The following is a 26,595-nucleotide window of genomic DNA, read 5'->3' as shown; positions in this document are numbered from 1 at the left end:
CTAACTTCACAGCACCTCGGGACCATCTCAATGTCGCCACTCCGCCGCGCCGCCCTCGCCGCCGCGTCCACCCTCGTCGTGCTCGCCGTCGCCACGGGCTGCACCGCAGCCGGCGGGGCGGGGTCCGCACGGGGTGCGAACGGCACGACCGACCCCGCGACGAGCGCGACGGACCCGGCCACGAGCCTCCAGGCCATCGCCCCGGCGACCGACGCGAAGTCCGTCACCGGCGCGACCACCGCGACCCTGTCGACCGACCTGCCGCCGAAGGCGAGCGAGGTCGACGCGCCGGAACTGCCCGTCACCGTCACCGACAACCAGGGCACCGAGGTCACCGTCGAGAGCGCCGACCGGATCCTGGCCCTCGACATCTACGGCACGCTGTCCTCGACCGTGTACGGCCTGGGCCTCGGTGACGACCTCGTCGGCCGTGACGTCTCGACCGGGTTCGCCGGCACCGAGGACCTGCCCCTCGTGACCCAGAACGGCCACGAGCTCTCCGCCGAGGCGATCCTCGCGCTCCGCCCCACCGTGCTCCTGACCGATTCGTCGCTCGGCCCGTGGGACGTCGTCCTGCAGATCCGGAAGGCGGGTGTGCCGGTCGTCATCGTGGACTCGCACCGGGACACCTCGAACACCGACACGATCATCGACCAGGTGTCGACGGCGCTCGGCGTGCCGGAGACGGGGGAGCGACTGTCCGCCGAGGTGCACGCGCAGCAGCAGGCGGTCGCCGAGCAGGTCGACCGCATCGCCCCGCAGGCGCAGGCCGACAAGCTCAAGACGGTGTTCCTCTACGTGCGGGGGAGCGCGGGCGTCTACTACCTGTTCGGCGAGGAGTCCGGCGCGGACTCGCTCATCGACGCGGTCGGTGCGCGGGACGTCGCGACGGAGCAGGACTGGAAGGGCATGCGTCCGGTGAACGCCGAGGCGCTCGTCGCGATGCAGCCGGACCTGGTCATCATGATGACGAAGGGGCTCGAGTCCGTCGGCGGGGTCGACGGGCTGCTCCAGCGGGTGCCGGCGATCGCGCAGACCCCGGCGGGACAGCACCGCCGAATCGTGGACATGGCCGACACGACCGTGATGAGCTTCGGGCCGCGCACGCCCGAGATCGTGGCTGCGTTGGCAGCGGCGATCTACGGTCCGGCGGACGCCTCGTGACCCTGGAGGAACGGGTCGCGCCCGCCACGCACGTCCCCGCCGCACCGGCGGTCACGTCCAGGTCCCGGGCCGGCCGGGTCACGCTGCTGACCGTCGGACTCGTGGTGGGCCTCGTCGTCGCGACGCTGGTGTCGGCGAGCATCGGACAGCTCGGCATCTCGCCCGCCGAGGTGCTCCGGACCGTCGCGCGCTCCGTCGGCCTGCCCGTGGAGGGACCATCCGACGACCTCGTCACCCAGGCGCTCTGGACGATCCGCTTCCCCCGGGTCGTGATGGCGCTGGTGATCGGCGCCGCGCTCGCCGCCGCCGGTGTGCTCATGCAGGCCGTGTTCTCGAACCCGCTCGCCGACCCCGGCGTCGTCGGGGTCTCCGGCGGAGCGGCGTTCGGCGCCTGCGCCTCGATCGTCTTCGGGCTGCAGTTCGCGGGGTACTGGACGACACCGCTGATGGCCTTCGCCGCGGGACTCGTCGCGACCCTGCTCGTCTACGGCCTGTCCCGCGCCGGCGGCCGGACCGAGGTCGTGACGCTGCTGCTCACCGGGATCGCGGTGAACGCCTTCACGGGTGCCGGGCTGGCGTTCCTGACGTTCCTCGGCGACCAGCAGGCGCGCGAGCAGATCGTGTTCTGGCAGCTCGGGTCCCTGAACGGCTCGATGTGGGACCAGGCCGCGGCGATCGCCCCGGTCATCGGCGCCGGACTCGTCGGTTCGGTGCTGCTCACCCGGTCGCTCGACCTGCTGTCGCTCGGTGACCGGGCCGCTCGGCACGTGGGGGTGCGGGTGGAGGCCGTCCGCATCGCCGCCATCGTCGTGGTGGCCCTGCTCGTCGGCGCCGCGGTCGCGTTCGCCGGGATCATCGCGTTCGTCGGCCTGGTGATCCCGCACCTGATGCGGATGGTGATCGGCCCGGCGCACGGACCGTTGCTGCTCGTCTCGACCCTGGGCGGCGCACTCCTGCTGACGATCGCGGACATGCTCGCCCGGACGCTCGTGCCGTACGCGGACCTGCCGATCGGCATGCTGACGTCGCTCGTCGGCGGACCCTTCTTCTTCTGGCTCCTACGCCGTGCGCGCCGCCGATCGGGAGGCTGGGCATGACCCGTTCCGTCGTGGCCTCCGGGGTCGGGGTCGTCATCGGCGGCCGTCCACTGCTCGCCGACGTCGACCTGACCGTCCGCGCGGGCGAGGTACTGGCCCTCGTCGGGCCGAACGGTGCCGGCAAGTCCACGCTGCTCCGCGCGATCGCCGGCGACGTCGCGCACACCGGGACGGTCGCGATCGAGGGCGTCCCCGCCGGCACCGAGCCCCTCGTCGCCACGGCACGACGACGGGCCGTGCTCGAGCAGGACACCGCCGTGGCGTTCGGGTTCCGCGTCGGCGAGGTCGTCCGGATGGGCCGTGCGCCGTGGCGGGGGACCCCGCTGGCCGATGACGACGACACCGTGGTCGCGCGGGTCCTCGACCAGGTCGAGCTCGCCGACCGCATCGACCAGACGTTCCCCTCGCTCTCCGGCGGCGAGCGCGCGCGGGCATCGTTCGCCCGGGTCCTGGCGCAGTCGACGCCGGTGCTGCTCCTCGACGAACCCACCGCGGCCCTCGACCTCCGGCACCAGGAAGCCGTGTTGGCGGTCGCGCGTGCACACGCACAGGCCGGCGGCGCCGTGGTCGTGGTGCTGCACGACCTCAGCCTCGCCGGTGCCTACGCCGACCGCGTCGCCATGCTCGCCGGCGGCCGGATCGTCGCCGTCGGCACGCCCACCGACGTCCTGACGGCCGACCGGATCGGTGCCGTCTACCGCCACCCCGTCACCGTCGTCCCCGACCCGAACACCGGCACGCCCGTCGTCGTGCCGTCCCGGACACCCCAGGAGGTCTCCTCGTGACCACTCCCACCCGCTCGCTGCGGCTCGTGCTCGCCGGACTGCTCGTCGCCCTGAGCGCCGGCGGGGCTGCCCTGGTCGGAGGCGCGCCCGCGTCGGCGGTCGGCCGTGTCAGCGTCGCGATCGAGGGGCACCCCGAGGTCACCGACCAGGTCGACTCGACCTACCTGACGACGCTGCGCCTGAGCGGCTCCGGGTTCCAGGGCATCAAGAACGGGTACGGCGGCATCTACGTCGCGTTCGGCACCGTGAGCGGGACCTGGCAGCCGAGCAAGGGCGGGGCGACGGGCGTCGACTACAGCTACGTGCCCGACGACGAGTCGAACCCCACCGGGTACCTCGACTTCGTCGCGTTCGAGGGCAGCACCACCGCGTCGTTGGCGAACGGCGGCACCGTCGACTCCGCCACCGGCACCTGGTCCGCGACGCTCAAGGTCCCCGGTTCGACGTTCCAGGCGCTCGACCGGAACGGCGCCGCGAAGACCGTCGACTGCACTGTCGTGCAGTGCGGCGTCATCACGATCGGGGCGCACGGCGTCGCGAACGCGAACAACGAGTCGTTCACGCCGGTCTCGGTGCAGAACCTGTACGGCAGCGGGGGCACGCTGGCCGGTGGTGGCACCACGGCGACCACCGGGCGGACGCAGGCCGACACGACGGACGCGGGCAGTGCCTCCCGTCCGTCCGCCGAGCCGACGTCCGAGGCGAGCGCCGACACCCGCGCGACCACGAAGCCGTCCGCGCGGTCGACGACGAAGCCGAGCTCCACCGCGGAGCCGACCGCGTCGGCGACCCCCACTGCGCCGGCCGGGGCGACCCCCTCGGCGGTGGCGGCAGCGGCTGCCGACGGGTCCTCGGGCGGGATCGACCCGGGCGTCCTGCGGATCGTGCTCGGCGGACTGTCCGCGCTCGTCGTGGCCGTCGCCGCCCTCGTCGTCTTCGCGATCGTGCACTCCCGCCGCACCGCACGAGGCGCCGCGACCGACGTCGCGCCGTAGGACCACCGGACCCGGGTGCTCACAGGGGGCACCCGCATCGAAAGGGAACACGAACATGGCACGAATCGCACGCTCGTTCGGGATCACGCTGGCGGCAGGGGTCGCAGCGGTCGGGATCGCCGTCCTGCCCGCGGTCAGCGCGTCCGCGGCCACCGCGGTCACGAACGACTACGGCGCCAGCCTGTCCGTCAGTGGTCCGGCCTCGGTCGTGACCGACGGCTCGGGGGCGCTCCACGGCGTCTCGGACGGCACCGTCACGGTCACCGGCAACGGGTTCGACGGGGACGCGCAGGGGCGCGGCTTCGGCGTCTACGTCGTCTACGGGCCCAAGCAGGCCGACTACGCCACCAACTCCGGCTGGTTCGGCTCCGCCCAGTGGGTGTCGAAGAGCGCGTTCACGGCCGGCGGCGGCTTCACGACGACGATCGACGTCGCGAAGTCCTACACCGCTGACCCGCACCACACCGGTGACGCAGCAGCGACCGTCAGCTGCGACTACGACGCCACGAAGACCGCGACCGCCAACGCTGCCCTCGGGCAGTACGAGTGCTTCGTCCAGACGTTCTCGGCGCACGGCGTCGCGAACGACCCGGTCGACCTCGACGAGGTCCAGGTCCCCGTCACCTGGTGACCCTCGCGGTGCCCCGGGTCCGCCCGGGGCACCGCCTCCCCACGCTCGCACCACCCGACCCGAGGAACCGATGCACACCCAGACCAGACCGGCCCGACGCCTCCGCGCGCTCAGTGCCACCGTCACCGCGATCATCGGCCTGACCGCGGCCGTCGCCGGCACCGTGCCCACCGCGGCGGCCGCCGCCTCGGCTCCGAGCACGTCCGTCACGGGTGGCACGCTCGACTGGGGGTTCAAGCAGTCGTTCCGGAACTACGTGCCGGCCGCAGGGCAGTCGGTGTCCGGCGGTGCGTCGAAGAACGCCGACGGCACGTTCCGGTTCACGGCGTCGGGTGGCAGCTACGACCCCGGCACACGGAAGCTCACCGTCACGGGCTCCGGCGCCGCGGTGTTCGACTACCGGGCGCACACGTTCGTCATCTCGCTGAGTGACCCGGCGATCGAGCTCACGCCGACCACCGGCACCCTCACCGCCGGGGTCGACGTCCGGCTGGTGGACCCGACCACCGGCGCCACGAAGTCCGACCCGGGGACGAAGCGGATCGCGTTCGCGACGATCGACGTCACCAAGGGCACACGATCGGTCACCGACGGGAGGTACTCGTGGACCGGTCTGCCGACCACGATCACCGCGGCAGGTGCGGCGGCCTTCGCGGCGGACATCACGGGTGGCGGCAACCCGTCGCAGTTCTACGCCGCGGGCACCGCGCTGGACCCGCTGTCGGTCGCCGTGACGGGCGACTGGGCCGCCGAGGGCACGGACGGCGACCAGGGGTTCAGTGAACCCGGCGTCCAGGGGCTCGTCAGCACCGGCGTGCAGACCACGGCCGGTGGCGCCACCATCGGCCGGATCACGACGGTCGTGCGCGACGCCGCGCGCGCCCTGAACGTCGTGCAGGTACCGGCTGCGGGAACCGCCAAGGCCAGTTACTTCATCCTGGACGAAGACGGTGAGCGCATCGCGGGACCGATCGACCCCGGTGTCGCCACCTCGAAGCCGAGCGTCGACCCGTCGACCGGGAACATCGTCGCGACCGCGTCGTTGCCCGCCGCGGAGTTCGGCGGCAGCGGCGCGAACGTCCAGGGCTACGTCGTCGTCGAGCGCGGCACGGACGCCACCTACCGGGACGTCGTGCACGTGAAGCCGTCCGTGGCGGTTCCCGCAGCGAAGGCGTTCGCGATCGACCCCGCCGACGGCTCGATCGTCGCGCAGGTCGCCCCGGCCGCCAACGGCGGGTCCGCGGGGCTGCTGCGGGTGGCCGCCGTCGGTGCGGGTGCGGGTGCTGGGTCAGTCTCCGGTTCGGGTGCGGTGTCCGAGGTCGGGCCCAGTCCGGCCGGCGGGACCGTCCGCGCCGTCACCCGCACAGCCACCCTGATCGGCTCGGTCACCGGGACGATCTCGTCGGTCGGCGTCGACTGGACCGGCAAGCGCGCCGTCGTCTTCGACCAGGCTGCCGCTCTCGCCCGCGTCGTCGCCCTCGACACCGGGGCGTCGGTCGCCGACGTGTCGATCGGCGCCACCGCGACGTCCGGGGCCGCCGGCGGGACCGTCGTCGACTCCCGGGGCCGGGCATGGTGGAGCAACGACGGCGACGCCACGCTCCGAGCCGTCTCGCTGCGGGGGACCCCGGCCGTGACGACCTCGATCGACCGGGCCGGCGGCGCCGCGTACCTGGCCGTCGACGAGTCCGCGAAGCGCCTCTGGGTGTCGTCCGCCGGCAGCACCGACACCGGCAACGTCGTCCGCGCCTACGCGATCGACGGCAACACCGCGCCCACGCTCGGCGCCGAGTACCAGCCCGGCACCACCTACACCGGCGACCCGATCGTGGTCTCCGCCGACGGCGACGCGGTGGTCGGCGTCGTGAACGCCGCGACCGACGCCGCCGACCAGGGGCTCCGCGCGTTCACGGTCGTGACCACCCCGACGTTCACGAAGCAGCCGGCCGACGTCGCCGTGACGCTGACGGGCGCGACCACCGGCACCGACGGCGGCGCGACCCCCGCCGAGCCGGAGCAGGTCTCGTTCGCGGTCACCACGACCGGGGCCCCGAAACCCACCGTGCAGTGGCAGCAGGACACCCCGTCCGGCTGGGCCGACCTGCAGGACGGCCCCTCGGTCTCCGGCGCGACGACCAGCACACTCCGCATCACCGCCACCGAGGGGTTGCACGGCGACCGGTACCGCGCCGTCGCCACGAACGTCCTCGGTGCGACCGTCGTCGGTCGGGTCGCCTCGGACACCGCGACCCTGCGGGTGACCGTCCAGGCGCCGACGAACCCGGGCGGCGGGAACGGCGGCGGGGGAACGGGCGGCGGGAACGGCGGCGGGGGAACGGGCGGCGGGGGCACCGGCGGCGGGTCGACCGTCGTCGGTGCGGACGGCTCGATCACCGGGGCGGAGAACGCCCGCGGTGCCTCGACGAACGTGCGGCCGGCCACCGAGCTCTCGACCGGCGCGAGCGGTACGAAGCTGACCGTCACGGGCTCCGGGTTCACGAAGAACACGAACGGCTCCGGGCTCTACGTGCTGTTCGGCTACGTCACGAAGCACCCGAGCGCCGGGGGAGCGGCCGGAGCGGGCTACGACTACCTGCCCGGGTCCGGTGGCACCGGGCAGGACGGCCAGGGCTTCGTCGCCTGGCCCGACAACACCGGCACCGGAGCCGCGGCGACCGCGAAGCTCAGCGGCACGAAGAACGCCGGGTTCACGCAGGCCGGCATCATCGCGCGATCCTCGTTCACCGGCCAGTCGACCGCGCGCGTCGACTGCCTGTCCGGAGCCGTGCAGTGCGGCGTCCTGACCATCGGTGCGCACGGCGCCGCCGACGCCGCGCTCGAGACCTTCACGCCGGTGTACTTCGCCGGGCAGACGGTCCCCGGCACCCTGCCGACCGGCCCGACCACGGGCGGGGGCACCGGCGGCGGGAACGGCGGCGGCACGGTCATCCAACCGCCCGTCGTGCAGCTGCCGCCGGCCGCCACGGCACCGACCATCACGAACGCCTCGGACACGGCACCGACGGCCGCGCCGACCGCTGCGCCGCGGAACACCGCCGCTCAGCCCCGGAACAGCGCGAATGCCCCCTCGGCCGCTGAGCCGCCCAGCGCCCCCGCCGCGGACTCCGACGAGCTGGTGCGGAAGATCGACGCCGGCGACATCGCCACCGTCGCTGCCGCCGACGCCGGGATCCCCGACGAGGTCACCGCCGGTGACCAGCTCGAGCTCTCGCTGCAGTGGACGGGCGACGACGAGGGCGGCAGCGTGTGGACCTACTCCGAACCGGTGCAGGGTGACGACTTCGCCGTCGAGGACGGCACGGCCACTGCCTCGGTCGACACCACCGGACTCGAGGCCGGCGAGCACCACGTCGTGCTCGTCGGTGACCAGGGCACGGTCGTCGCGGTGCCGTTCACCGTGGTCGACGGCGTCGGAGCGGTCGCGCGGTCGGCTGATGCCGGGGCCGGGGCAGTCGTGGCCGCGGCAGGCGACGGTGCCGGCGGCGGGATGTCCACCGAGACGCTGCTGCTCGTCGTCATCGGGTTCCTCGGCGGGCTCGTCGTGGTGGCGATCGGCCTGGTCGTGCTGCTGCTGACCGGGGTGCTGCAGGTGCGGACGCGGCGGAAGCCGTCGGCACCTGTCGCCACCGCCTGACGTCCGGGCGCCGACGTCGTGTGGCGGCACCGGAGACGGCGCATCCGCTGGCGGATCGCGAGCGGATGCGCCAGCGGGCCCGCTCAGGCTCCGGCGGCTCCGAGTCCGGCCAGGAAGGTCGCCTCGGCCAGGGCCATGTGCTCGATCTCCGAGGGGTCGACGCTCTCGTCCGGCGCGTGCACGTTCGCGGTCGGCTCGGACACCCCGGCGAGGATGACCTCCACCCCGGGGATCGCCCGCTCGAGGGTCGCGCAGAGCGGGATCGAGCCGCCACCGCCGAGCGAGCCCACCGACGGGACGCGGTACGACGACGCGAGGGCCGCTCGGAACGCCGACGAGAACTGCCCCGCGGTCGCACGGAACCCGTCGCCGGTGCCCGTGACCTGCGCCGTGACCTCGACGCCGTCGGGCGCTCGCCGCAGCAGGTGCTCGACGAGGAGCGAACCGGCCGCAGCGGGGTCGACACCAGGCGGCACGCGGAGGTTCAGCGCGGCACCGGCGGTCGCCTGCACGGACGGGGACGACCCCGCGACGCCCGGCGCGTCGATGCCGACCACCGTCAGGGCCGGGCGCGCCCAGACCTGGGACGCCGGGTCCCCGGACCCGATCGGCACCGCGCCGTCGAGCAGCCCGGCGTCGGAGGCGAACCGGTCGGCGTCGTACGGCAGCCCGTCCCAGGTCTGGGAGGCGTCGAGCCCGTCGACGGTGGTGTCGCCAGCCGGGTCTCGGAGTGTGGCGAGCAGTGCGACCAGGACCGCGACGGCGTCCGGAGCGGCGCCGCCGAACATCCCCGAGTGCACGTTGCCGCGGAGTGCCCGGACGCGCAGTTCGACGAACGCGGTCCCGCGGAGCGTCGTCACGAGCGCGGGGACGCCGACCGCGGCGTTCCCGGCGTCCATCACGACGGCGGTGTCGACGTCCGCGAAATCGGCGGCGTGGGTGGACACGTACTCTTCGAGGCCGTCGGTGCCCTGCTCCTCGGAGCCCTCGACGACGACGACCAGCCCGACCGGGAACGCGCCGTGCACGTCGAGGAGCGCCCGCAGCGCCACGAGGTGCGTGACCACCCCGCCCTTGCAGTCCGCCGCGCCGCGGCCGTAGAGCCGGCTGTCGCGTTCCGTCAGGGTCCACGGGTCGCTCGTCCACGCCGCGAGGTCGCCCGCGGGCTGGACGTCGTGGTGTGCGTAGAGCAGGACCGTCGGCGCGCCGGCGGGTGCGGGGTGGGTCGCGATGACCGCCCGCGAGCCGTCCGTCGTGGTGACGCAGCGCGCTGCCAGACCGAGGTCCTGGAGCGCGTCGCGGACGCGGTCGGCGACCCGGTGGCAGTCGTCGAGGGACTGCACGGCCGGGTCGTGGACCGACGGGACGGCGACGAGCGCCGCGAGCTCGTCGAGTCCCGCGGGCATCCCCGCGTGGACGGCTGCGCGCAGCGTCTCGTCGCCGGTGCTCATGGGCGCCCGATCTCCCAGATGCGGAACTCGCCGGAGGCGTCGACGGACTTCGTCAGCCCGGTGAGCGACTTCTGGCCGATGACGTTCTCCTGGCCGGCGAGCAGCGGGATCAACGGCACCGACTCGGCGGTGTCCCGCTGGACCTCCTCGATCTGCTGCTTCCGGGTCGCGGGGTCCGCCTCGACGGCCTGCGCGGTGACGAGGTCCGTCACGGCCGTGTCGTCGAAGTGGTTCGCGAGGAGGTTGACGTCAGCCGATCCGTACGCCGGCGTCAGGTACGAGGACGCGTCGGGGTAGTCCTGGAAGAACCCGAGCTGGAAGACCGGGTACTCGCCCTTGCCGACGTTGCCGACGTAGGTGTCCCAGCTGGCCGACTGCAGGTCGACGGTGAACAGGCCGGTGTCCTCGAGCTGCTGCTTGATCAGCGCGTACTCGTCGTCCGAGCCGGAGCCGTAGTGGTCGGTCGTGTACTGGATGGGCAGCGCGACGGGGGTGCTCACGCCGGCCTTCTCGAGGATGGCGGCGGCGTCGGCACCGTCGTACTCGGTCTGGAACGCGTCCGTCGCACCGCTGAAGTCCGACGGCACGATCGAGTACGCCGGTGCGTAGGTGTCCTGGTAGACGTCCTTCGCGATGGCGGCACGGTCGACGGTCGCGGCGACGGCCTGTCGGATCGCGGTCTTCTGGGCGGTGTCCTTGCCGGGCATCGTCTCGAGGTTGAACGCCAGGAAGCGGACCTCGCCCGACGAGCCCTGCACGCGCTGCAGCCCGTCGTCGTCGGCGAGCGAGGTGACCTCGGTCGGCGTGAGCTGGCGGTAGGCGATGTCCGCGTCGCCCTTCTGCACGGCGAGCTTGAGGTCGGCGGACTTCGTGTACTGCTTGATGGTCACGTTCGACGTCGCGGGAGCGGTGCCGTCGTACTCCTCGTTCGCGGTCAACGCGATCGTCGCTCCGCCGTCCGCGGACTGCTGCAGTGCGTACGGACCGGACCCGACGACCCCGTCGTTCGCGTGGATCTTCGTCTTCGAGAACACCTGGCTGTCGACGATCGCGCCGGCCATGCTCGCGAGCACGTACGGGAACGTCTGGTCGTTCGCCTGCTTCAGCGTGAAGGTGACCTGGGAGCCGTCGGCGGCGACCGACCGCATGTTGGCGAGCAGCGACCCGGGGCCGTCCGTCGCACCGAGCCCGACCTGCCGCTCGAACGAGAACACGACGTCCTTCGCGGTCAGGTCGTCGCCGTTCGAGAACGTGAGCCCGTCGCGGATCTCGCACACGTAGTGCGTGCCGTCGGTGAAGTCGCACGACTTCGCGACCTCGGGGCTCGTCGTGGTCTTGCCCGCCGGGTAGGTGAGCAGGTGCTGGTACAGCTGCGTCTGCACGGTGTAGCTGCCGCGGTCCCAGGCGCCGGCGGGGTCGAGCGAGGTGACGGGATCGGTGGTGCCGATGACCAGGCCGTCGGAGACGTCGGTGGACGAACCGGTCGACGCGCAGCCGGTGAGGACGGCGGCGACGGCTGCGGAGAGCGCGAGCGCGGAGAGGAGTCGGGTCTTCACGGGGTTCCTGTGGGGGAGGGTTTCGAGAGGGAGAAGCGGGCATGGGGTGACCCGCCGGTCGCGAGGTCGGCGATCATGTCGCCGAGCAGCGGTGCGAACTTGAAGCCGTGCCCGGAGAACCCGGTCGCGACGGTGAGGGGACCCCGACGGTCGATGACGAAGTCCTCGTCGGGGGAGTTGTCGTAAAGGCAGCTGATGAACGTCGGCTTCGTCGCGTCGACGCCGGGCACGTACCGCGCCACGTACGCCTGCAACCGCTCCGCCTCGGCCGGCACGGGTGTGAAGTCCCGGTGATCGGGGTCGACGACGGGCCCGGTGCCGTGGAACCCGACCTTGACGCCCTCGCCCGGGGTGAGCAGACCGTAGACGTCGTCGCCGTCGGCCCAGTGCACGAAGCTCGGCCACGCCTGGTCCGGCAGGTGGCTGGGGAAGTGCGCGGGCTGTTCCTGGGTGACGCGGATGGCCGGGAGGCCCGCCCCGCGTCCGGCGAGCAGCTCGCCGACCAGCGTGGGGGCCCAGGACCCCACCGCGGCCACCACGGACGGGGTGCGGTGCGTGGACCCGTCGGACAGCGTCACGGTCACGTCGTCGCCGTGGTCCTCGAGCCCGGTGACCCGGGTGTCGAAGCGCAGGTCGGCGAGCCCGGTCCGGTCGGCCAGGGTCAGGAAGACCTCGATCGCGCGGTCGGACCGGATGCGACCGGCGGTGGCGTGGGTGAGGACGTGCCCCTCGAACGCGATGCCGGGCCAGCGGTCCGCGGCGTCGTCCGGGGTGAGGGTCTCGTGCGGGATGCCGGCGTCCGCCAGCGCGGCGGCGATGGCGTCCACGACCTCGGGTCGGCCGTGGTCGACGGCGCCGGTTCGGACGATGAGCGCTTCGCCAGCAGCGGCCTCGAGCGCTTCCCACAGCGCCAGTGCGCGGGTGGTCAGGGCGACGTACTCGGCGTCGGCGTAGCCCTGCCGGAAGATCCGGGTGGCGCCGTGCGACGAGCCGTTGTGGTGCCCCCGCTCGTGCTGTTCGACGAGCAGGACGTGTTCGCCGCGGAGGGTGAGGGCGTACGCGGTGGCGGCACCGACGACCCCGGCTCCGATGACGACGTGCGTCGTCGCCTGGCCGGTCGTGGCGCCGCTCATGCCACCGCTCCGGCTCGTCGGGCGTCGGCTTCGCGGCGAGCCGGCATCATCCGGACGACCTCGGCCTCGCTGGGGGCGGCGGCGGCGAACCGTGCAGGGTCGTAGCGTGAGGCGTCGCCGAGGGTGGTCGCCCCCGTGGCGCTCAGCTCTGCGGCGATCCGTCCGAGGCCGGGACCGTGCGTCACCCCGGACTCGTTGTCGCCACCGGCCACCACGAGACCGACGAGCTCGGGAACCGGGCCGACGATGAAGTTCCGGTCCGCGGTCATCGACACGACGCCCTGCGTGGGGGTCTCGTCGACGCCGAGGACGCTCGACGCCGCGGGCAGCAGCTTCGCGACGATCGGGTGCAGGTACGTGCGCATCGCGTCGAGCAGGTCCGGCCGCACCGGTCGACGGTCGGGTTCGGTGCGGCGGTCGGAACCGCCGACGTGCAGTGCTTCGTACCCTGGGCCGGCGCCGTACGTCAGGCCGCCGCGGTGCTCACGGATCCACAGGCCGTGCAGCTCGGGGAGCATCAGCGTCGGGAGCGTGTCCGGCAGGCCGAACGGCTGCGTCACCAGGCGGCTCGCGACGACGCGGACGGTGGGGAGCTCGCGCCCGGAGGGTGCGAGCAGCGCGTTCGTCCAGCTGCCGGCGGCGAGCACGACGCGATCGGCGCTGATGACGTCGCCACCCACGGTCCGGACGCCCGTGACGGAACCGTCGCGCGATTCCAGGGCGGCGCCCGGCGTGTGCTCACGGATCTCCACGCCGCGCGCCCGCACCGACGCGACCAGCGCGCGCGCCGTGTCCGGTGCGCTGACCTGGATGCCGTCGGGGTGCAGGAAGCCGGCGGTCACTGCCGACGGGTCGAGCCCGGGGACGATCGCTGCTGCCTCGTCCGGGGTGAGCGACCGCGCGCCGGCCGGGCGCAGGGGGTGCTCCTCGAACGGCGGGAGGTGGTCGGCGCGCCCCTGTTCCGTGACCGTCAGCCAGACGTTGCCGTTCTGCCGGTACCCGGTCGGACCGTTGCCGGACTCGGCGAGCTGGCGGTAGAAGTCGATGCCGTACTGCTCGATGTCGCGTTCGGACTCGTTCCAGTACCAGGCGTACCCGGCGGCCCACTGCCCGACGAACCCGGCACCCGCGGTGGTCGTGCCGCCGGCGGCGGGACCGCTGTCGAGCAGCAGGACCCGCTGACCGAGACCGGCGAGGTGCCACGCGGCGCTCAGCCCGATGATGCCGGCGCCGACGACGATCGTGGGGGAAGCGGGGGAGGACATGGAGCGAGCGTAGTGTCGCTCGGTCCCCGACAGGTGTCGATCATGACGCCGTGTGACGCGGTGCAGAACGGGCCTGGGAGCGGGTGGGTCAGCCGCCGGTGTCGAACGCGCGGAGGACCGCTGCCGCGGACCGCGCGACGAGGGCGTCGTCGTACGGCTGCGCGGGGTCGTCCCGCCGGGTCAGGACGGCGAGGACGATCGTGTCGCCGTCGGGGCGGGTCACCCGTGCGACGTCGTTCCGGATCGGACCGGCACCACCGGACTTGTCCGCGACCACCCAGCCGTCCGGCGCTCCGGCCCGGATGAGTGCGTCGCCGGTCGCGTTGCCGCTCATCCAGCTGACGAGCAGTGCGGTGTCGGCGGTGCTCAGCGTGGTGCCGTCGAGCACGGTCGCCAGGGCCGAGGTGAACGCCGCCGGGGTCGTCGTGTCCTCGGTGCTGCCCGGTTCGATGGTGTTGAGGTCCGGTTCGCCGTGGACCACCTCGGTCGTGGTGTCGCCGAGGTCCGCCAGCGCCGTGTCGAGCCCGTTCGGTCCGCCGATCCGGGTGAGGACGAGGTTGAGCGCCGTGTTGTCGCTCATCCGGACGGCTGCCTCGGCCAGCTGGGCGTACGACAGCCCGTCGGCCACGTGCTGCTCCGTCACGGGGGAGTACCCGGCGGCGGCGACGTCGTCAGCGGTCCAGTGCACGACCTCGTCGCGGGCGTCGCCGCGGACCGTCCGCAGGAACTGCGCGGCCGCGAACACCTTGATCGACGAGGCGTAGCCGAACCGGCGGTCGCCGTTGTGGGTGACGGTCGCGCCCGTGGCGGTGTCGACGGCGACGACGCCGATCGTCGCGTCGTACTCGCGTTCGAGCGACGAGATCGCTCGTCGGACCGCGGCCGATGTCGCGGCGTCCGTCCCCGCCGACGCCGTCGTCGGGGCGCTCGTCGGCGTGCTCGTGGACAGCCCGGTCGAGGCGGCCGACGCGGTGGTCGCGCCGGCGTCGCCACCGGAGCAACCGGCGAGGGCGAGCGCGGCGACCGTGCCGCTGACGACCAGGGGGAGAGCACGGCGCATGGGAGCACCCTGCCGCCCGACCCTGGTCACCTGCCGGGAACCGGCATCCCGACCCTCGCCACGGTGACCGGTGTCCCGGCGCCCCGTTCGCGTGCGAGGTCGATCAGCCGGGCCGCGACGGCGAGGTCCTGCGCGCCGAGCCCGACCGAGTCGAACACGGTGATCTCGTCGTCGCTGGTCCGGCCGGGTGCGCGTCCGGCGACGACCTCGCCGAGTTCCGCCGGGCGGAGGTCCCGCGGGAGTGCCCCCTCGACGACGGCCTCGAGCAGGTCACCGGACTTCGTCCAGGCGGTGGCTCGGCTGTCGACGAACACGGTGCCGCGTGCCATCGCCGCGCCGTCGAGCTCCCGGTGCGTCGGACGGGGCCGTGCCCCGACGGCGTTCACGTGCTGGCCGGCGTGCAACCAGGCGCCGCGGACGACGGGGTCGATCGAGGGCGTCAGGGTGCAGAGGACGTCGGCCTCCTCGATTACCCGCCGGACCTCCGGCGCGACCACGCACCGCCGAGCCACGTCCGGTCCGATGGCCTCGAGGAACCGCGTGACCGTGCCCGACGAACGGGACCAGACGACGATCCGCTCGAACGGTCGTGTGCCCTCGAACGCGCGGACGTGCTCGACGGCGAGGTTGCCCGCGCCGAGGATCCCGAGGGTCCGGCCGCCCGAGCGGGCGAGGTGCTTCGTCGCGACCACGGTGGTCGCCGCGGTCCGTGCCCGGGTGATCGTCATGCCGTCGAGCACGGCCACGCACTCGCCGGTCACCGACGAGGACACCAGGATCGTGGACCGCTGCGACGGGAGTCCCCGCGCACCGTTGTCGGGGATGTCGGCCATCAGCTTGACGGCGACGAGCCCGAGCCGGTCGGAGCGCACGGCCATCGGCAGGAAGAGCGCGTCGTCGGCGCCGGTCAGGGCGACCGGGGCCGGCTGCTGCATCGCGCCGGTCCCGAGGTCGGCGTGGACGGCCTCCACGGCCCCGACGACGTCGACGGCGTCGATGAGACCGGCGACGTCGGCGGCGCCGAGGACGACGGTCACGACGCGGTGACGGCGGTCGAGGTGCCGAGCAGCTCCTCGAGCGACGGGGTGTGGGTCGTGAGGCCACCGTCGAACAGGATGCGCATCCAGCGGTCGGAGGCCTCGCGGTCGACGACCGCGGAGTCCCAGACGCCCCCGGCGGCCATCTCGTCGGCGGCCCGTCGCAGCAGGGCGGCGTCCTTCTCCGGCCACCGGGCGGCGAGCACGGCCGCGATCTCGGCGTCGGCGTCGCCCGCGGTGATCTTGGCCATCGCGGCGGCGATGCCGTCCATGAACCGGTCGACCCGGTCGCCGAGCTCGTCGATGCGGTCCGTGCGCGTGTAGTAGACGCTGTTCGGCATCACGCCCCCGGCGTCGAGGTGCCGGAAGACGATCGTGCCCCCACCAGCGGCGACGAGCTCCTGGGCGGAGACGAGGTCGAGGATGATCGCGTCACCGAGCCCGCCCTGGTACAGCTCGATGAGCATCGCGGTCGACAGGTCGCGGACGAAACGGGTCGCCGCGACGTCGAACCCGGCCTCGCGGACGAGTCCGGCCGTGAACTCGTACGGGGCGCTGCCGCCGGCGCCGGGCGCCAGGACGACCTTGCCGGCGAGCCAGTCCAGGGTGATCGGGGTCGTCTCGTCGCGGGCGACGATGGTCATCGGGAACCCGTGGTTGAGCTGTCCCACGACGGACAGCTCCCGGGGCGTGCCGGCGTACATCGCGGGGACCCAGAGACCACCGAGGGCGAGGTCCGCTTCGTGCGAGTCGATGTCGTCGAGGACGCCGGTCCACGGGTCGCAGGCCTTCGCGGTGACCAAGAGACTGCGCTCGGCGAACAGGCCGCCGACGTCGGCGACGTACTCGGGCAGGTAGTTGAGTCCGTTCGCGGTCGCCGAGATATTGAGGGTGTCCATGGTGTGCTCCGATCGTGGGGTGGTGGGCCGGGGTGCCCGGCCCACCGGGGTGGTGCGGTTGGTGCGGTGGGCAGTTCGGTCAGGCGGTGGTGGTGGAGAGGGCGTTCTCGTTGACGTCCTCGAGCGACCGGCCGCGGGTCTCCGGGGCGAAGCGTGACGCGACCACGAGGACCGCGTACATGACGGCGGCGAGTCCGAAGACACCGGCGAAGGCCCACGAGCCGTACAGCGCGATCGCGGCGAACGGCATGACCGCTCCGGCGATGTTGCCGATGCCGTTGACGATCGAGGCGCCGGAGGCACGGATCGCGGTCGGGTAGACCTCGGCGGTCCACGCCGCGAGGGTGGTGTTCGTCAGCATCGTGAAGAACTGGAACAGGGCGCCGAGCACCAGGATCGCGGCGGTGTCGTTGCCGAAGGCCGCGAACGCCAGGGCGGTGAGGCAGCCGAGGACGCCCGCGACGGCGATGAGGGGCCGCCGTCCGACCCGGTTGGCGAGGAGCGCTGCTGCCGTGCACCCGAGGAGCGATCCGATGTTCATGATCATCGTGTAGAGCAGGCTCTGCGACACCGTGTAGCCACGCTCGACGAGCAGGGTCGGCATCAGGAAGTTCAGCGTGACCTGCACGCCGAAGGCCATCCACGAGGCGACGCCGATCGCGATCGTCCGACGGAGCACCAGCTTGTGGAACACGGCTGCGGGCGACGAGTGCAGGGCGACCGGTGGCAGGTCGGCCGGCGTCAAGCGCACCGGAGGAGCCGCATCGGCGGGCGGGGTGAGCGTGTTCGAGGCGAGGACCGCGAGGGAGCGGTTGGCCTCGTCGACCCGGCCCTTCGACAAGAGCCAGCGCGGCGTCTCCGGGAGCTTGCGCCGGTACAGGACGACGAACAGCGCGGGGATCGCGAGGATGACGAAGCTCCAGCGCCAGACGTGGTCGTCGCCGCCGAGCGGGACGGCGAGCGGGCCGAGCAGCAGGAGGAACAGACCGTAGGAGATGAAGTTGCCGATGCCGCCAGCGCCGACGTTGATGGTCGCGATGAGGCCACCGCGGTACTTGGTGGCCACCATCTCGGACAGCATCGCGATGCCGATCATGAACTCGCCGCCGACGCCGATCCCGACGATGAAGCGGCTGACGAGCAACATGTCGAAGTTGAAGGAGACTGCGCTGAGGAGTCCGCCGAGCGTGTAGACGAGCAGGTTGAGCCCGAGCGAGAACCGCCGACCGTACTTGTCGGCGAGCCAGCCGGCCAGGAACCGTCCGACCAGGCCACCCAAGACGGTGGCGGTGTTGATCGTGGAGAGCTGCACGTCGCCGATGGCGAGCGAAGCCTTGATGTTGGTGGCCATGGCGCCGACCGAGTTCTGCTCGAGCGTGTCGAAGAACTCCCCGGCCAGGATGAGCATGAGGACCCAGAACTGGGCCCGGGTGAATCCGATCGAGTCGAGGGCGGATCCGATGCCGCCCTCGGGTCGGGCGGTGGACGCGGTTCGGGTTGGTGCGGTGGAGCGGGTTACAGCAGACATTCGTAACTCCAGCGGGGGAAGAGTGAGGTGGGTGCACCGTGCGGTCACTCTTTTGTATACGAAAGGCTGTTTCGGGCTGGTTTCAGGCGGACTACGTTCTCGCTTCGTATACGTTCTTACGAGTTCAGCGCTCGGTAGATCGCCTCGTCGCGGCGCAGGTGCTCGTCCATCAGGAGCCCCGCTTGCACCGACGCGCCGCGCAGGATCGCACCGGCGACGGCGGTGTGGTCATCGCTGCTCGAGGCCACCTCGTCCTGCGTCACGCGCTCGAACGCCCACGCCGTCTGATGGATGAGGTGATCGATCATCGTCTCGAGCCGGCTGTTGCCCGAGGCACGCGCCACCAGTCCGTGGAATGCGAACCGCGGCGACTGCGCGGCCTCGACCTCTTGGTCGGAGCGTTCCTCGCGACCGACGGCGCGGAGCAGGTCGGCGCACTCACCGCCTTGGCGACGAGCGGCCAGCTCCGCGGCCAGCACCTCGAGCCCGCGTCGGATCTGCATGAGCTCGATGACCACCTCGGTCGAGGAGTCGGCGACCCGGACGCCCTTGAACTTCTCGGACTCGACGAACCCCTCGGTCTCCAGCTGCCGGAGTGCCTCGCGCACGGGAACCCGCGAAACGCCGAAGCGTTCGGCGAGGGTGTCTTCCTTCAGCCGGGAACCGCGTGCAAGCGTCCCGGCGATGATCTCGGCCCTGATCGCCTTGAGGACAGATGCCGGCTTGGACTCCACAGCACGATGCTAGTTGGAGCGAGTGACGGGAATCGAACCCGCGCTACCAGCTTGGGAAGCTGGAGTTCTACCATTGAACTACACTCGCGCACCCCGCAGAACGGGACTCGGCAAGCCTAGCGGATTCTCGCCTGGAAGCCAGCCGACCGCGCACCGTACGCCTCCTGCCGGACGTGTGGCGGGCCTCCCGAGTCTCCGCTGTGAGCACGCCAGCCTGACGGACAGGTGTCGTGAGACGTGTGTACCGTCCAGGGAGATCCAGCGCCGAAGAACCCGAGGAGGACCGGATGGTCAGGCATCCCCTCATCGACGACGTGGTCGGCCCCGCAATCGTGGTCGAGTCCGCATCGCCGGTCGTGTGGCTGACGGAGGCGCTCGCCTCCCTGCTCCGCCGTTCCGCGGCCGCCGGACGCATGGTCGTGCTCCGCACCGGCCGCGAATCCGCCGTCACGCCCGCCCTCCGCCACGCCCTCGGTGCGTACGGAGCGGCCTGGGCCGTCGCCGACTTCGACGGGACCCTGCGCGACGGACGGACCGGGGTCGCCGCCTCCGGGATCGAGGACTTCGTGCACCGCGGCCCCGAACTCGTCGGCACTCCGTCGCCGGAACACCCCGTCTCCGCCGACTCGGTCCGGCAGATCAGCATCGACCTGACGCTCCGCCACCACGCCGAGCGGGCGATCGACATGGGCTCCGCGATCGAGGCCCTGTGCCACACCGTCGGCACCTGTCCCACCCGCTGGGGCACCGCCGAGCCGCTCGCGGTGCCGTGGGACCGCTGGGTCGTCACGCAGTACGCCAAGCACGAGGCCCCGGGCGTCTCCACGTCGTACGCCGTCGGCGAGGGCTTCTCCGCCACGATGACCGCGCACCTGGTCGACAGGGTCGTCGTCGAGACGATGGCCGCCGTCCTGACCGTCCCCGAGGAGAACACCGATCCCGAGCTCGCGAACCGGTTGTTCGACGCCGTGCAGCAGGTCGCGGACGAGGTCGTCCCGGTGTTCGGCGTGGTGATGCAGCGCCGCGGCGACGCCGACCACCTCGTTCGTGCGGTCTCGCACGGCGAACCGTCGCCCCTGGCGGTCGTCGTCGGCCCCGAGGCCTCCGGGTTCCTGGACCGCGACGGGGTGTGGCCACCACCGCGCACGACGACGGCGACGTTCGGCGCTCGGCGGGCAGCCGGTGCTGGTGCGTCCGACACCGACGGATCGGGTGCAGACGGCGGCGACGCCGGTGACAGCGGGATGATCGTCCGGTTCGAGGACGGCTGGGAGGCGCTCGAGTCCTTCCTCGACCGCATCGACGAGGACCGGTTCCTCGAACTCGTCGGCGGTGCGCCGCTCGACCCGGCGCACGACGAGGGCACCCTCGACGGCCACGTCCGCGTCGCTGGGGGTCAGGGTGCCGCGTGACGTCACGATCCTCTGCCGTCAGCCCGTCGAGACGCGCGAGGTGGCCGAGGCGCTGCTGCTGCACGACGAGACGTGGGGGGTCCGAGCGCTCGACGACGGCCCGATGATGCAGGTCTGCCGTGACGCCACCCACCCGGTGATCACGGTGCTCGGTGTCCGGCGCGTGGACTCCCTCGACGAGGTCGAGCGGATCCTGCCGGACGCCCCGACGCTCACGACCCCGCTCTGGTGGGTCGACACCGTGACGCCGGCCGGGTCCGACGGCGAGTCGGGCATCTCGGCTGCGCTCGAGGCTGCGCTGGACCTCGACGCGGTCTGCATCGTCCACGGCGACTGACGCGCGCGCGGCGCGCGGCGCGCGGCCCGCGCTGCTGCGTTCCGCGGTGTGCAGCCGCGTTCTGCGGCTCGACCGTGCCCCCAGTTCTGGTGCGATCGCCCGTTTCGAGACCGGTGAGTACTCAGACCGCCTCTACGGTGTGAAGACCCGAGCCGACGAGCCGGGCGGTTCCGCTCCTCGTCGGCACCGCTCTTCTCACTGAACAGGGCTCCAGTGCGTTCACAATCCCAGAAGCGTGCCGTCATGCGTGCGCGCAGCATCCTCACCGGCGTGGTCATCGCCGGTCTCGCGGGCGTCGCGCTCGTGGGGGCCGGCACGACTGCCGCGTCCGCCGCGGCACCGGCGCAGACCACCTTCGTCAACGAGGGGTTCACCGGCATCAGCGCCGGCAACGCGTACATCATGCCGTCGACGCAGTCGGGCGCCGCGAACGTCGCGTGCCTCACCGCGAAGCCCGGCTCCGGCACCACCAACGACGGCTCCGTCCCGACGTGCGCCGGTGCCTCCGACGCCCCGGACGCCGGCGCGCTCCGGCTGACCGGTGCGGTGAACGACCAGGCCGGCGGTCTCGGTGCGAAGCAGTCCGTGCCGATCACCAAGGGCATCGACGCGGTGTTCGACAGCTACCAGTACAACGGCACCTCGGCCGACGGCATCGTGTTCTACCTCGCCGCGACCGACCCGTACAACCCGACCGTGCCGGCCAAGATCGGGTACCTCGGCGGGTCGCTCGGCTACAGCGCCAGCACCGCGAACAACGCGCAGGGCCTGTCCCACGCGTACCTCGGCATCGGTCTCGACCGCTTCGGCAACTTCGGCAACCGCCAGTTCGGCGGCAGCGGCTGCACGAACGACGCCGGCACGAACGGCTCCCTCACCGCGAACGCCGTGACGGTCCGTGGCCCCGGCGACGGCAGCACCGGGTACTGCGTCCAGTCCCGCACCGTGGTCAACGGCTCGCTCAACAAGACCGACGTCACGAACCGCTCGCAGGCCAAGGTGCCCGTCGAGATCGTGATCAACCCGACCTCGTCGGCGCTCGCCGCCCAGGACAACCCGTCGGTCTCCGTCCCCGCCGGCCAGTACGCGGTCGTCTTCACCTCGATCGGCGGCACGCAGCAGGTCGTCCGCGGTGCGCTCCCGGAGCTCACCGGCACGAACGCCGCGAACGTCGACCCGTCGTGGGTCGACCCGGCCACCGGCTACCCCTACAAGCTCACCTACGGGTGGGTCGCGGGCACCGGCGGACAGAACGACATCCACGAGGTCAACTACCTCCGCACCACGACGGCCGCCGGTCCGGTCCCGGCCCTGACCGCCAGCACTGGAGACCCGGCCACCGTCGCGCACGCCGGTTCCGGCGCGTACACGGTCACCCCCTCCGTCTCCGCTGACGGCGGCTCGGAGTCGCAGCTCGTGCGCACCACGACCACGTTCCCGGCCGGCGTCACGCCGGACGTCTCCGGCGTGACCGGTGCGGGCTGGACCTGCCAGCCGCCGGTCGGACGGGTCGTCACCTGCGACCAGGCCGTCGACGCGGCATCGCCCCTCGCGCCCGGCACGGTGCTGCCGACGCTCTCCATCCCGTACACGGTGACCGGCGCCGCGCGCTCGGCGACGATCTCCACCGTCGTCGCGTCGACCGACGCCGAGGCCGTGACCGTCACCGGTGACCTGACCGTCGAGCCGCAGGGCACGTCGCTGTCCGTCGCCGACGCCACCGCGACCGTCGGCGACACCGCCACCCTGACCGCGAAGGTCGCCTCGTCCGAGGAGTCCGGCGCCACCGCACCCACCGGGTCGGTCGTCTTCACCGACACCGAGTCCGGCGCGGACCTCTGCACGGCGAAGATCGTCGACGGCGCCGCATCGTGCGACGTCCCGACCTCGAAGGTCGGCACGACCGGGTTCACCGCCACGTACGAGGGCGACGCCGACCACACCGGCGCCACCGACAGCGGTGCGCTCACCGTGACCAAGGTCTCGACCGAGGTCACGCTGACGACGACCCCGTCGTCCGCCGCCTACGGTGAGCCGATCACGCTCGACGTGACCGGCCTCGGCTCCGGCACCGACACGGTCGCCGCCCCGACCGGCACCATCGAGTACCGCGAGGGCGAGAGCCTCCTGTGCACGGCGACCCTGCCCGAGACCAGCTGCGTCGCCGAGGGCCTGAGCGCCGGCACGCACACCGTCACCGCCGTCTACTCCGGTGACGCCCTGCACACCGGGTCGGCCTCGGTCGCGGTGGACCTGACGGTCCGCAAGGCCTCGACGACCATCGGTACCCAGCCCGGCACCGGTGGCGGTGACCCGAGCGAAGGCGGCGACCCGAGCGAGGGCGGCGACCCGAGCGAGGGTGGCGAGCCGACCGCACCCGACACCACGGTGACGGTCACGCACGGTGAGACCACCACGCTCGACACCCCGAACGTGCCCGAGGACGCCACCGGCACCATCGAGTACGTCACGGACGACGGCACCGTCCTCTGCACCGCGACGCTGCCCGACACCACGTGTGCGATCCCGGCGAACCTGCCCGGCGGCAAGTACACCGTGCACGCCCACTACAGCGGCGACGACAACTACGAGCCCGCCGACGGTGCGCCGTTCGACCTCGTCGTGACCGCACAGTCGACGGAGCTCGTGGCGAGCACCGACGCGACCGCCCCGGTCGTGGGCGCGAAGGTCCGCCTGACCGCCTCCGGCCTGCCCGAGGGTGCGACCGGCACCGTGACGTTCACCGCCGCGGACGGCTCCGTCCTCTGCACCGTCACCCTGCCGGAGACGACCTGCGAGACCGACGCACTGCCGGTCGGCACGAACACGGTGACCGCCGCGTACAGCGGTGATGCCTCGTTCGCTGCCTCGAGCAGCTCGCTCGAGATCGTCGTCGCTGCGGCCCCCACCGAGGAGCCGACGCCCGACCCCACGGACGAGCCGACGTCGGAGCCCACGGCTTCGGCACCCGTCACGGCCGACCCCACGGTCCCGGGTGCCACGACGGCTCCGGTCGCCACGAGGGCGCCCGCCGCGCCGAGTGCGTCCGCCTCCGCCGTGCCCGCCGGCACCGGCGAGCTCGCGTTCACGGGTGCTCCGGTCGCGATCGGCACCGGCATCGCCCTGGGCGCCGCCCTGCTCATCGCGGGCCTCGTGCTCCTGATGGCTCGTCGGACCCGGGCCGCTCGCGGTGCGGTCGTCGACACCGCCGCCGCCGAGTAACCAGCGACGTCACGACAGAACCGCGCACCGGGCTCACGCCTGGTGCGCGGTTCTTCGTGTGTCCGGCCTGCGCGGCTCGCACGGTGCGAGGTTCCGCGCAGTGTGCGACCCGTTCGGCCTCGCACGGTGAACGGAACCTCGCACACTGGCTCCGGGTCGCACGGTGCGAGGTCAACCGGGCGCGTGGGTCGCACGGTGCGAGGGTCCGGCCCGCGCGGCTCGCACGGTGCGAGGTTCCGCGCAGTGTGCGACCTGTTCGGCGTCGCACGGTGAACGGAACCTCGCACACTGGCTCCGGGTCGCACGGTGCGAGGTCAACCGGGCGCGCAGGTCGCACGGTGCGAGAGCCCGGCCCGCGCGGCTCGCACGGTGCGAGGTTCCGCGCAGTGTGCGACCCGTTCGGCGTCGCACCGTGAACGGAACCTCGCACACTGCGGAAACGGAGCCCCGAAGCCCGCCCCCGCGCAGCCCCCCGCCCGCAGCGCCTCAGTCGCGCTCGTTCATCGCCGCGAGCCGCTCGTTGTACGCCTTCAGGTCGGCGTCCCCGTCGCGCTCGGCCTTGCGGTCGAGGCGCTTTGCCTCCCGCTTGTCGGTGCGCATCCAGTTCTTCACCACGAGCAGCGCGACGAAGACCATCGGCAGCTCGGACGCGCCCCAGGCGATCCCGCCACCGGTGTGCTGGTCGTCGAGCAGTGCGGCGTCGTTCGTCTGCCCGAGCGCGTGGAACCAGTCGACCGCGAACACCGACTGCGAGGTCATCACGGCGACACCGAAGAACGCGTGGAACGCCAGGGTGGCCAGCAGCGCGATGATCAGGATCGGGTACGGCGGACGCTTCGGCCCCGGGTCGACCCCGACGAACACCCAGAAGAACAGGTAGCCGCTCAGCACGAAGTGGACGACCATCGCGACGTGCCACTCGTGGGACTGCATCGCCGCCTGGTACGCCGGCGTGAAGTAGAACACCACGAGCGACCCGGCGAAGATCACACCGGCGACGGCGGGCTTCCCCATGAACTGCATGTAACGCGAGTGCACGAAGAGCATGAGCCATTCGCGGGCGCCCCGAGACCCGTCGTTCCGTACCGGCAGGGTCCGCAGTGCCAGGAGCACCGGTCCGCCGAGCACGAGCGGCAGCGGCACGAACATCATCAGCAGCATGTGCTGGAGCATGTGCGACGAGAAGTGGATCATGCCGTAGACGGCGGGGCCTGCCGAGGTGGTCCAGATGAAGAGGGCGCAGCCGATCAGCCAGGCGATGGTCCGCCCGACGGGCCACTTGTCCCCGCGCTTCCGCAGCTTCCGGACGGCGAGCAGGTACCAGACCGCGCCGACCACGGCGAGCCCGAGCCACACCCAGTCGATGTGCCACTGCGTCAGGTACGTCTGCATGGTCTGCGCTGGCGGGAAGGGGAACCCGATCAGGCCCGAGCGGGTGTCCTCGCCCGTCTCCGGGGTCTGCGGGATCGGCGGCTGCGACCGGGAGACGGCGACGGAGACGCCGATCGCGACGGCCATGAAGACGATCTCGGCCAGGGCGAACCGCGTGAACAGTCGGCGGTCGAGGGGTGCGCGGAGCAGACCGGGCACGAGCTTCCGGCGTTGCACGACGCCGGCGAGCCCGAGCAGCACCAGGATCGCGGCCTTGACGGTGATGAGCGCGCCGTACGGGGTGGTGACGAGGTCGAGCGGACCGGTCAGTCGCAGCGAGGCGTTGACGATGCCGGAGAACGCGACGGCGCCGAACGACCATGCGGCGAGGGTCGAGTACCGGGAGACCACACGGCCGGTGGCCCCCTTCGTCCTCGTCCGCAGCACGACGACGGCGACGAGCCCGCCGGCCCAGACGCAGACACCGATCAGGTGGATCGCGAGCGAGTTGACCGCGTTCGCGTGCTCGAGCGACCCGGCGGCGTGGCCGGACAGTGCGAGGGGGAGCAGCGCGAAGAGGCCGAACACCGTGGCGATCGCGAGGGTCGTGACCCGGGTCGCGAACGCCGCGATGACGGTGGCGATGAGGATGGCGGCGGCGGAGACGACGAGCGCCTGCCCGATCTCGACCTGGAACGCGAAGAGCATGAAGTTCCGGGCGAACACCGGACTCGTGAGCGGGACGCCGAGGGTGTTCGCCCCCGTGAGGACGATGCTCACGGCGGCGGCGAGGAACCAGACCGCCCCGGTCGCCGCGGCCCACCGGGTGGCTCGGTGCTGCACGCTCGACATCGAGCGGTGGTCCTTCTTCTGCGCCGGCAGCGCGAACGCCGCGACGATGAGCAGCCCGATGGTGAGCGCGGCCATGGTGTCGTGCACCACGCGGGCGATCGGCAGGCCGTACTCGACGACGTCGCCGGCGGAGACCAGCTGCTGGCTCGCGGTGAAGGCACCGGTGACCGTCATGCCGAGGACCGAGCACGCCGCCGCGAGCGGGATCGCGATGACCAGGACCGTCGCGACGGTGGACGTGCGCGCGGTGACGGGCGCGGATTCCGGTGCCGGGCCTCCCGGCTGGGTTGCGGGGGATGTGACGGTCATCAACCTTGTTCCAGGGACGCGTGCGTCCGCGAGACCGCGGACCCTCCATGGTAGGCGGAGCGGTCTGGAGGCGGGGTGTCAGTCCGCAGGGCGGGCTGCGGC

General features: G+C 72.5%; 19 protein-coding genes and 1 tRNA gene. 9 read left to right on the top strand and 11 right to left on the bottom strand.

All coding sequences use genetic code 11. The features are described 5' to 3' along the window. Positions 1-30: 30 nt before the first annotated feature. The 6 genes from EDF19_RS04945 to EDF19_RS04920 all read left to right on the top strand — a co-directional run bounded on the left by EDF19_RS04945 (position 31) and on the right by EDF19_RS04920 (position 8,327). Positions 31-1,164 (top strand): hemin ABC transporter substrate-binding protein, encoded by a 1,134-nt coding sequence (locus tag EDF19_RS04945; RefSeq protein ID WP_123679758.1) that lies wholly within the window; start codon positions 31-33, stop codon positions 1,162-1,164. Positions 1,165-1,166: 2 nt separating this feature from the next. Beyond that, positions 1,167-2,261 carry an iron ABC transporter permease gene (locus EDF19_RS04940; RefSeq protein ID WP_185022702.1) on the top strand — a complete coding sequence of 365 codons (1,095 nt, stop codon included), beginning with the start codon at positions 1,167-1,169 and terminating at the stop codon, positions 2,259-2,261. Then, positions 2,258-3,046 (top strand): heme ABC transporter ATP-binding protein, encoded by a 789-nt coding sequence (locus EDF19_RS04935; RefSeq protein WP_123679757.1) that lies wholly within the window; start codon positions 2,258-2,260, stop codon positions 3,044-3,046. Before EDF19_RS04940 ends, EDF19_RS04935 begins: the two co-directional genes overlap by 4 nt. Beyond that, positions 3,043-4,041, top strand: coding sequence for a hypothetical protein (locus tag EDF19_RS04930; protein ID WP_123679756.1), 999 nt, complete (start codon positions 3,043-3,045; stop codon positions 4,039-4,041). The genes EDF19_RS04935 and EDF19_RS04930 overlap by 4 nt, the downstream gene beginning before the upstream one ends. Before the next feature lie 55 nt (positions 4,042-4,096). Beyond that, on the top strand, positions 4,097-4,672 hold the full coding sequence (locus EDF19_RS04925; protein WP_123679755.1) for a hypothetical protein: 576 nt from the start codon (positions 4,097-4,099) through the stop codon (positions 4,670-4,672). A gap of 70 nt (positions 4,673-4,742) precedes the next feature. After that, positions 4,743-8,327 (top strand): HtaA domain-containing protein, encoded by a 3,585-nt coding sequence (locus EDF19_RS04920; RefSeq protein WP_123679754.1) that lies wholly within the window; start codon positions 4,743-4,745, stop codon positions 8,325-8,327. Between the two features lie 83 nt (positions 8,328-8,410). On the opposite strand, the gene EDF19_RS04915 is transcribed toward EDF19_RS04920, so the two are convergent. From EDF19_RS04915 to EDF19_RS04870, 10 genes are all read right to left on the bottom strand, one after another. Continuing rightward, positions 8,411-9,778, bottom strand: coding sequence for a M20/M25/M40 family metallo-hydrolase (locus EDF19_RS04915; RefSeq protein WP_123679753.1), 1,368 nt, complete (start codon positions 9,776-9,778; stop codon positions 8,411-8,413). Then, the gene (locus EDF19_RS04910; RefSeq protein WP_123679752.1) at positions 9,775-11,334 is read right to left on the bottom strand and encodes an ABC transporter substrate-binding protein; all 1,560 of its coding nucleotides are present in this window, start codon (positions 11,332-11,334) and stop codon (positions 9,775-9,777) included. Before EDF19_RS04910 ends, EDF19_RS04915 begins: the two co-directional genes overlap by 4 nt. Next, positions 11,331-12,467, bottom strand: a complete 1,137-nt coding sequence (locus EDF19_RS04905) for an FAD-dependent oxidoreductase (RefSeq protein WP_123679751.1) — start codon at positions 12,465-12,467, stop codon at positions 11,331-11,333. The genes EDF19_RS04910 and EDF19_RS04905 overlap by 4 nt, the downstream gene beginning before the upstream one ends. Further along, positions 12,464-13,732, bottom strand: a complete 1,269-nt coding sequence (locus EDF19_RS04900) for an FAD-binding oxidoreductase (RefSeq protein WP_123679750.1) — start codon at positions 13,730-13,732, stop codon at positions 12,464-12,466. The genes EDF19_RS04905 and EDF19_RS04900 overlap by 4 nt, the downstream gene beginning before the upstream one ends. A gap of 88 nt (positions 13,733-13,820) precedes the next feature. Beyond that, positions 13,821-14,792 (bottom strand): class A beta-lactamase, encoded by a 972-nt coding sequence (gene bla / locus EDF19_RS04895; protein WP_123679749.1) that lies wholly within the window; start codon positions 14,790-14,792, stop codon positions 13,821-13,823. Between the two features lie 26 nt (positions 14,793-14,818). Beyond that, on the bottom strand, positions 14,819-15,829 hold the full coding sequence (locus EDF19_RS04890; RefSeq protein ID WP_123679748.1) for an ornithine cyclodeaminase family protein: 1,011 nt from the start codon (positions 15,827-15,829) through the stop codon (positions 14,819-14,821). Continuing rightward, positions 15,826-16,728 carry an ABC transporter substrate-binding protein gene (locus EDF19_RS04885; protein WP_123679747.1) on the bottom strand — a complete coding sequence of 301 codons (903 nt, stop codon included), beginning with the start codon at positions 16,726-16,728 and terminating at the stop codon, positions 15,826-15,828. Before EDF19_RS04885 ends, EDF19_RS04890 begins: the two co-directional genes overlap by 4 nt. A gap of 79 nt (positions 16,729-16,807) precedes the next feature. Next, positions 16,808-18,256, bottom strand: a complete 1,449-nt coding sequence (locus tag EDF19_RS04880) for an MFS transporter (protein ID WP_260216928.1) — start codon at positions 18,254-18,256, stop codon at positions 16,808-16,810. 116 nt (positions 18,257-18,372) lie between these two features. After that, complete coding sequence (locus tag EDF19_RS04875) at positions 18,373-18,990, bottom strand: GntR family transcriptional regulator (protein WP_123679746.1); 618 nt, start codon at positions 18,988-18,990, stop codon at positions 18,373-18,375. A 14-nt stretch (positions 18,991-19,004) separates the two neighbouring features. Then, positions 19,005-19,078: transfer RNA gene (locus EDF19_RS04870), tRNA-Gly, on the bottom strand. Between the two features lie 199 nt (positions 19,079-19,277). On the opposite strand from EDF19_RS04870, the gene EDF19_RS04865 reads away from it, so the two are divergent. The 3 genes from EDF19_RS04865 to EDF19_RS04855 all read left to right on the top strand — a co-directional run bounded on the left by EDF19_RS04865 (position 19,278) and on the right by EDF19_RS04855 (position 23,961). Beyond that, a complete protein-coding gene (locus tag EDF19_RS04865; protein ID WP_123679745.1) occupies positions 19,278-20,402 on the top strand; it encodes a DUF6177 family protein in 1,125 nt (374 codons plus the stop codon). Further along, on the top strand, positions 20,392-20,739 hold the full coding sequence (locus tag EDF19_RS04860; RefSeq protein WP_123679744.1) for a hypothetical protein: 348 nt from the start codon (positions 20,392-20,394) through the stop codon (positions 20,737-20,739). Before EDF19_RS04865 ends, EDF19_RS04860 begins: the two co-directional genes overlap by 11 nt. Before the next feature lie 243 nt (positions 20,740-20,982). Continuing rightward, on the top strand, positions 20,983-23,961 hold the full coding sequence (locus EDF19_RS04855; protein ID WP_123679743.1) for an Ig-like domain repeat protein: 2,979 nt from the start codon (positions 20,983-20,985) through the stop codon (positions 23,959-23,961). A gap of 486 nt (positions 23,962-24,447) precedes the next feature. Here EDF19_RS04855 and EDF19_RS04850 read toward each other — a convergent pair whose 3' ends face one another. Beyond that, positions 24,448-26,493 carry a cytochrome c oxidase assembly protein gene (locus tag EDF19_RS04850; RefSeq protein WP_123679742.1) on the bottom strand — a complete coding sequence of 682 codons (2,046 nt, stop codon included), beginning with the start codon at positions 26,491-26,493 and terminating at the stop codon, positions 24,448-24,450. Between the last annotated feature and the right edge of the window lie 102 nt (positions 26,494-26,595).

The organism is Curtobacterium sp. PhB115 (genome assembly GCF_003752025.1).
In the GTDB taxonomy this organism is placed as follows: domain Bacteria; phylum Actinomycetota; class Actinomycetes; order Actinomycetales; family Microbacteriaceae; genus Curtobacterium.
This window is presented reverse-complemented; position numbering and strand designations above follow the sequence as displayed.

What these genes read in the sequence shown, in the direction of transcription:
- EDF19_RS04945 (WP_123679758.1), top strand. Translation starts at nt 31, where the DNA reads ATGTCGCCACTCCGCCGCGCCGCCCTCGCCGCCGCGTCCACCCTCGTC.
- EDF19_RS04935 (WP_123679757.1), top strand. Translation starts at nt 2,258, where the DNA reads ATGACCCGTTCCGTCGTGGCCTCCGGGGTCGGGGTCGTCATCGGCGGC.
- EDF19_RS04925 (WP_123679755.1), top strand. Translation starts at nt 4,097, where the DNA reads ATGGCACGAATCGCACGCTCGTTCGGGATCACGCTGGCGGCAGGGGTC.
- EDF19_RS04920 (WP_123679754.1), top strand. Translation starts at nt 4,743, where the DNA reads ATGCACACCCAGACCAGACCGGCCCGACGCCTCCGCGCGCTCAGTGCC.
- EDF19_RS04915 (WP_123679753.1), bottom strand. Translation starts at nt 9,778, where the DNA reads ATGAGCACCGGCGACGAGACGCTGCGCGCAGCCGTCCACGCGGGGATG.
- EDF19_RS04905 (WP_123679751.1), bottom strand. Translation starts at nt 12,467, where the DNA reads ATGAGCGGCGCCACGACCGGCCAGGCGACGACGCACGTCGTCATCGGA.
- EDF19_RS04900 (WP_123679750.1), bottom strand. Translation starts at nt 13,732, where the DNA reads ATGTCCTCCCCCGCTTCCCCCACGATCGTCGTCGGCGCCGGCATCATC.
- bla (WP_123679749.1), bottom strand. Translation starts at nt 14,792, where the DNA reads ATGCGCCGTGCTCTCCCCCTGGTCGTCAGCGGCACGGTCGCCGCGCTC.
- EDF19_RS04885 (WP_123679747.1), bottom strand. Translation starts at nt 16,728, where the DNA reads ATGGACACCCTCAATATCTCGGCGACCGCGAACGGACTCAACTACCTG.
- EDF19_RS04880 (WP_260216928.1), bottom strand. Translation starts at nt 18,256, where the DNA reads ATGTCTGCTGTAACCCGCTCCACCGCACCAACCCGAACCGCGTCCACC.
- EDF19_RS04865 (WP_123679745.1), top strand. Translation starts at nt 19,278, where the DNA reads ATGGTCAGGCATCCCCTCATCGACGACGTGGTCGGCCCCGCAATCGTG.
- EDF19_RS04855 (WP_123679743.1), top strand. Translation starts at nt 20,983, where the DNA reads ATGCGTGCGCGCAGCATCCTCACCGGCGTGGTCATCGCCGGTCTCGCG.
- EDF19_RS04850 (WP_123679742.1), bottom strand. Translation starts at nt 26,493, where the DNA reads ATGACCGTCACATCCCCCGCAACCCAGCCGGGAGGCCCGGCACCGGAA.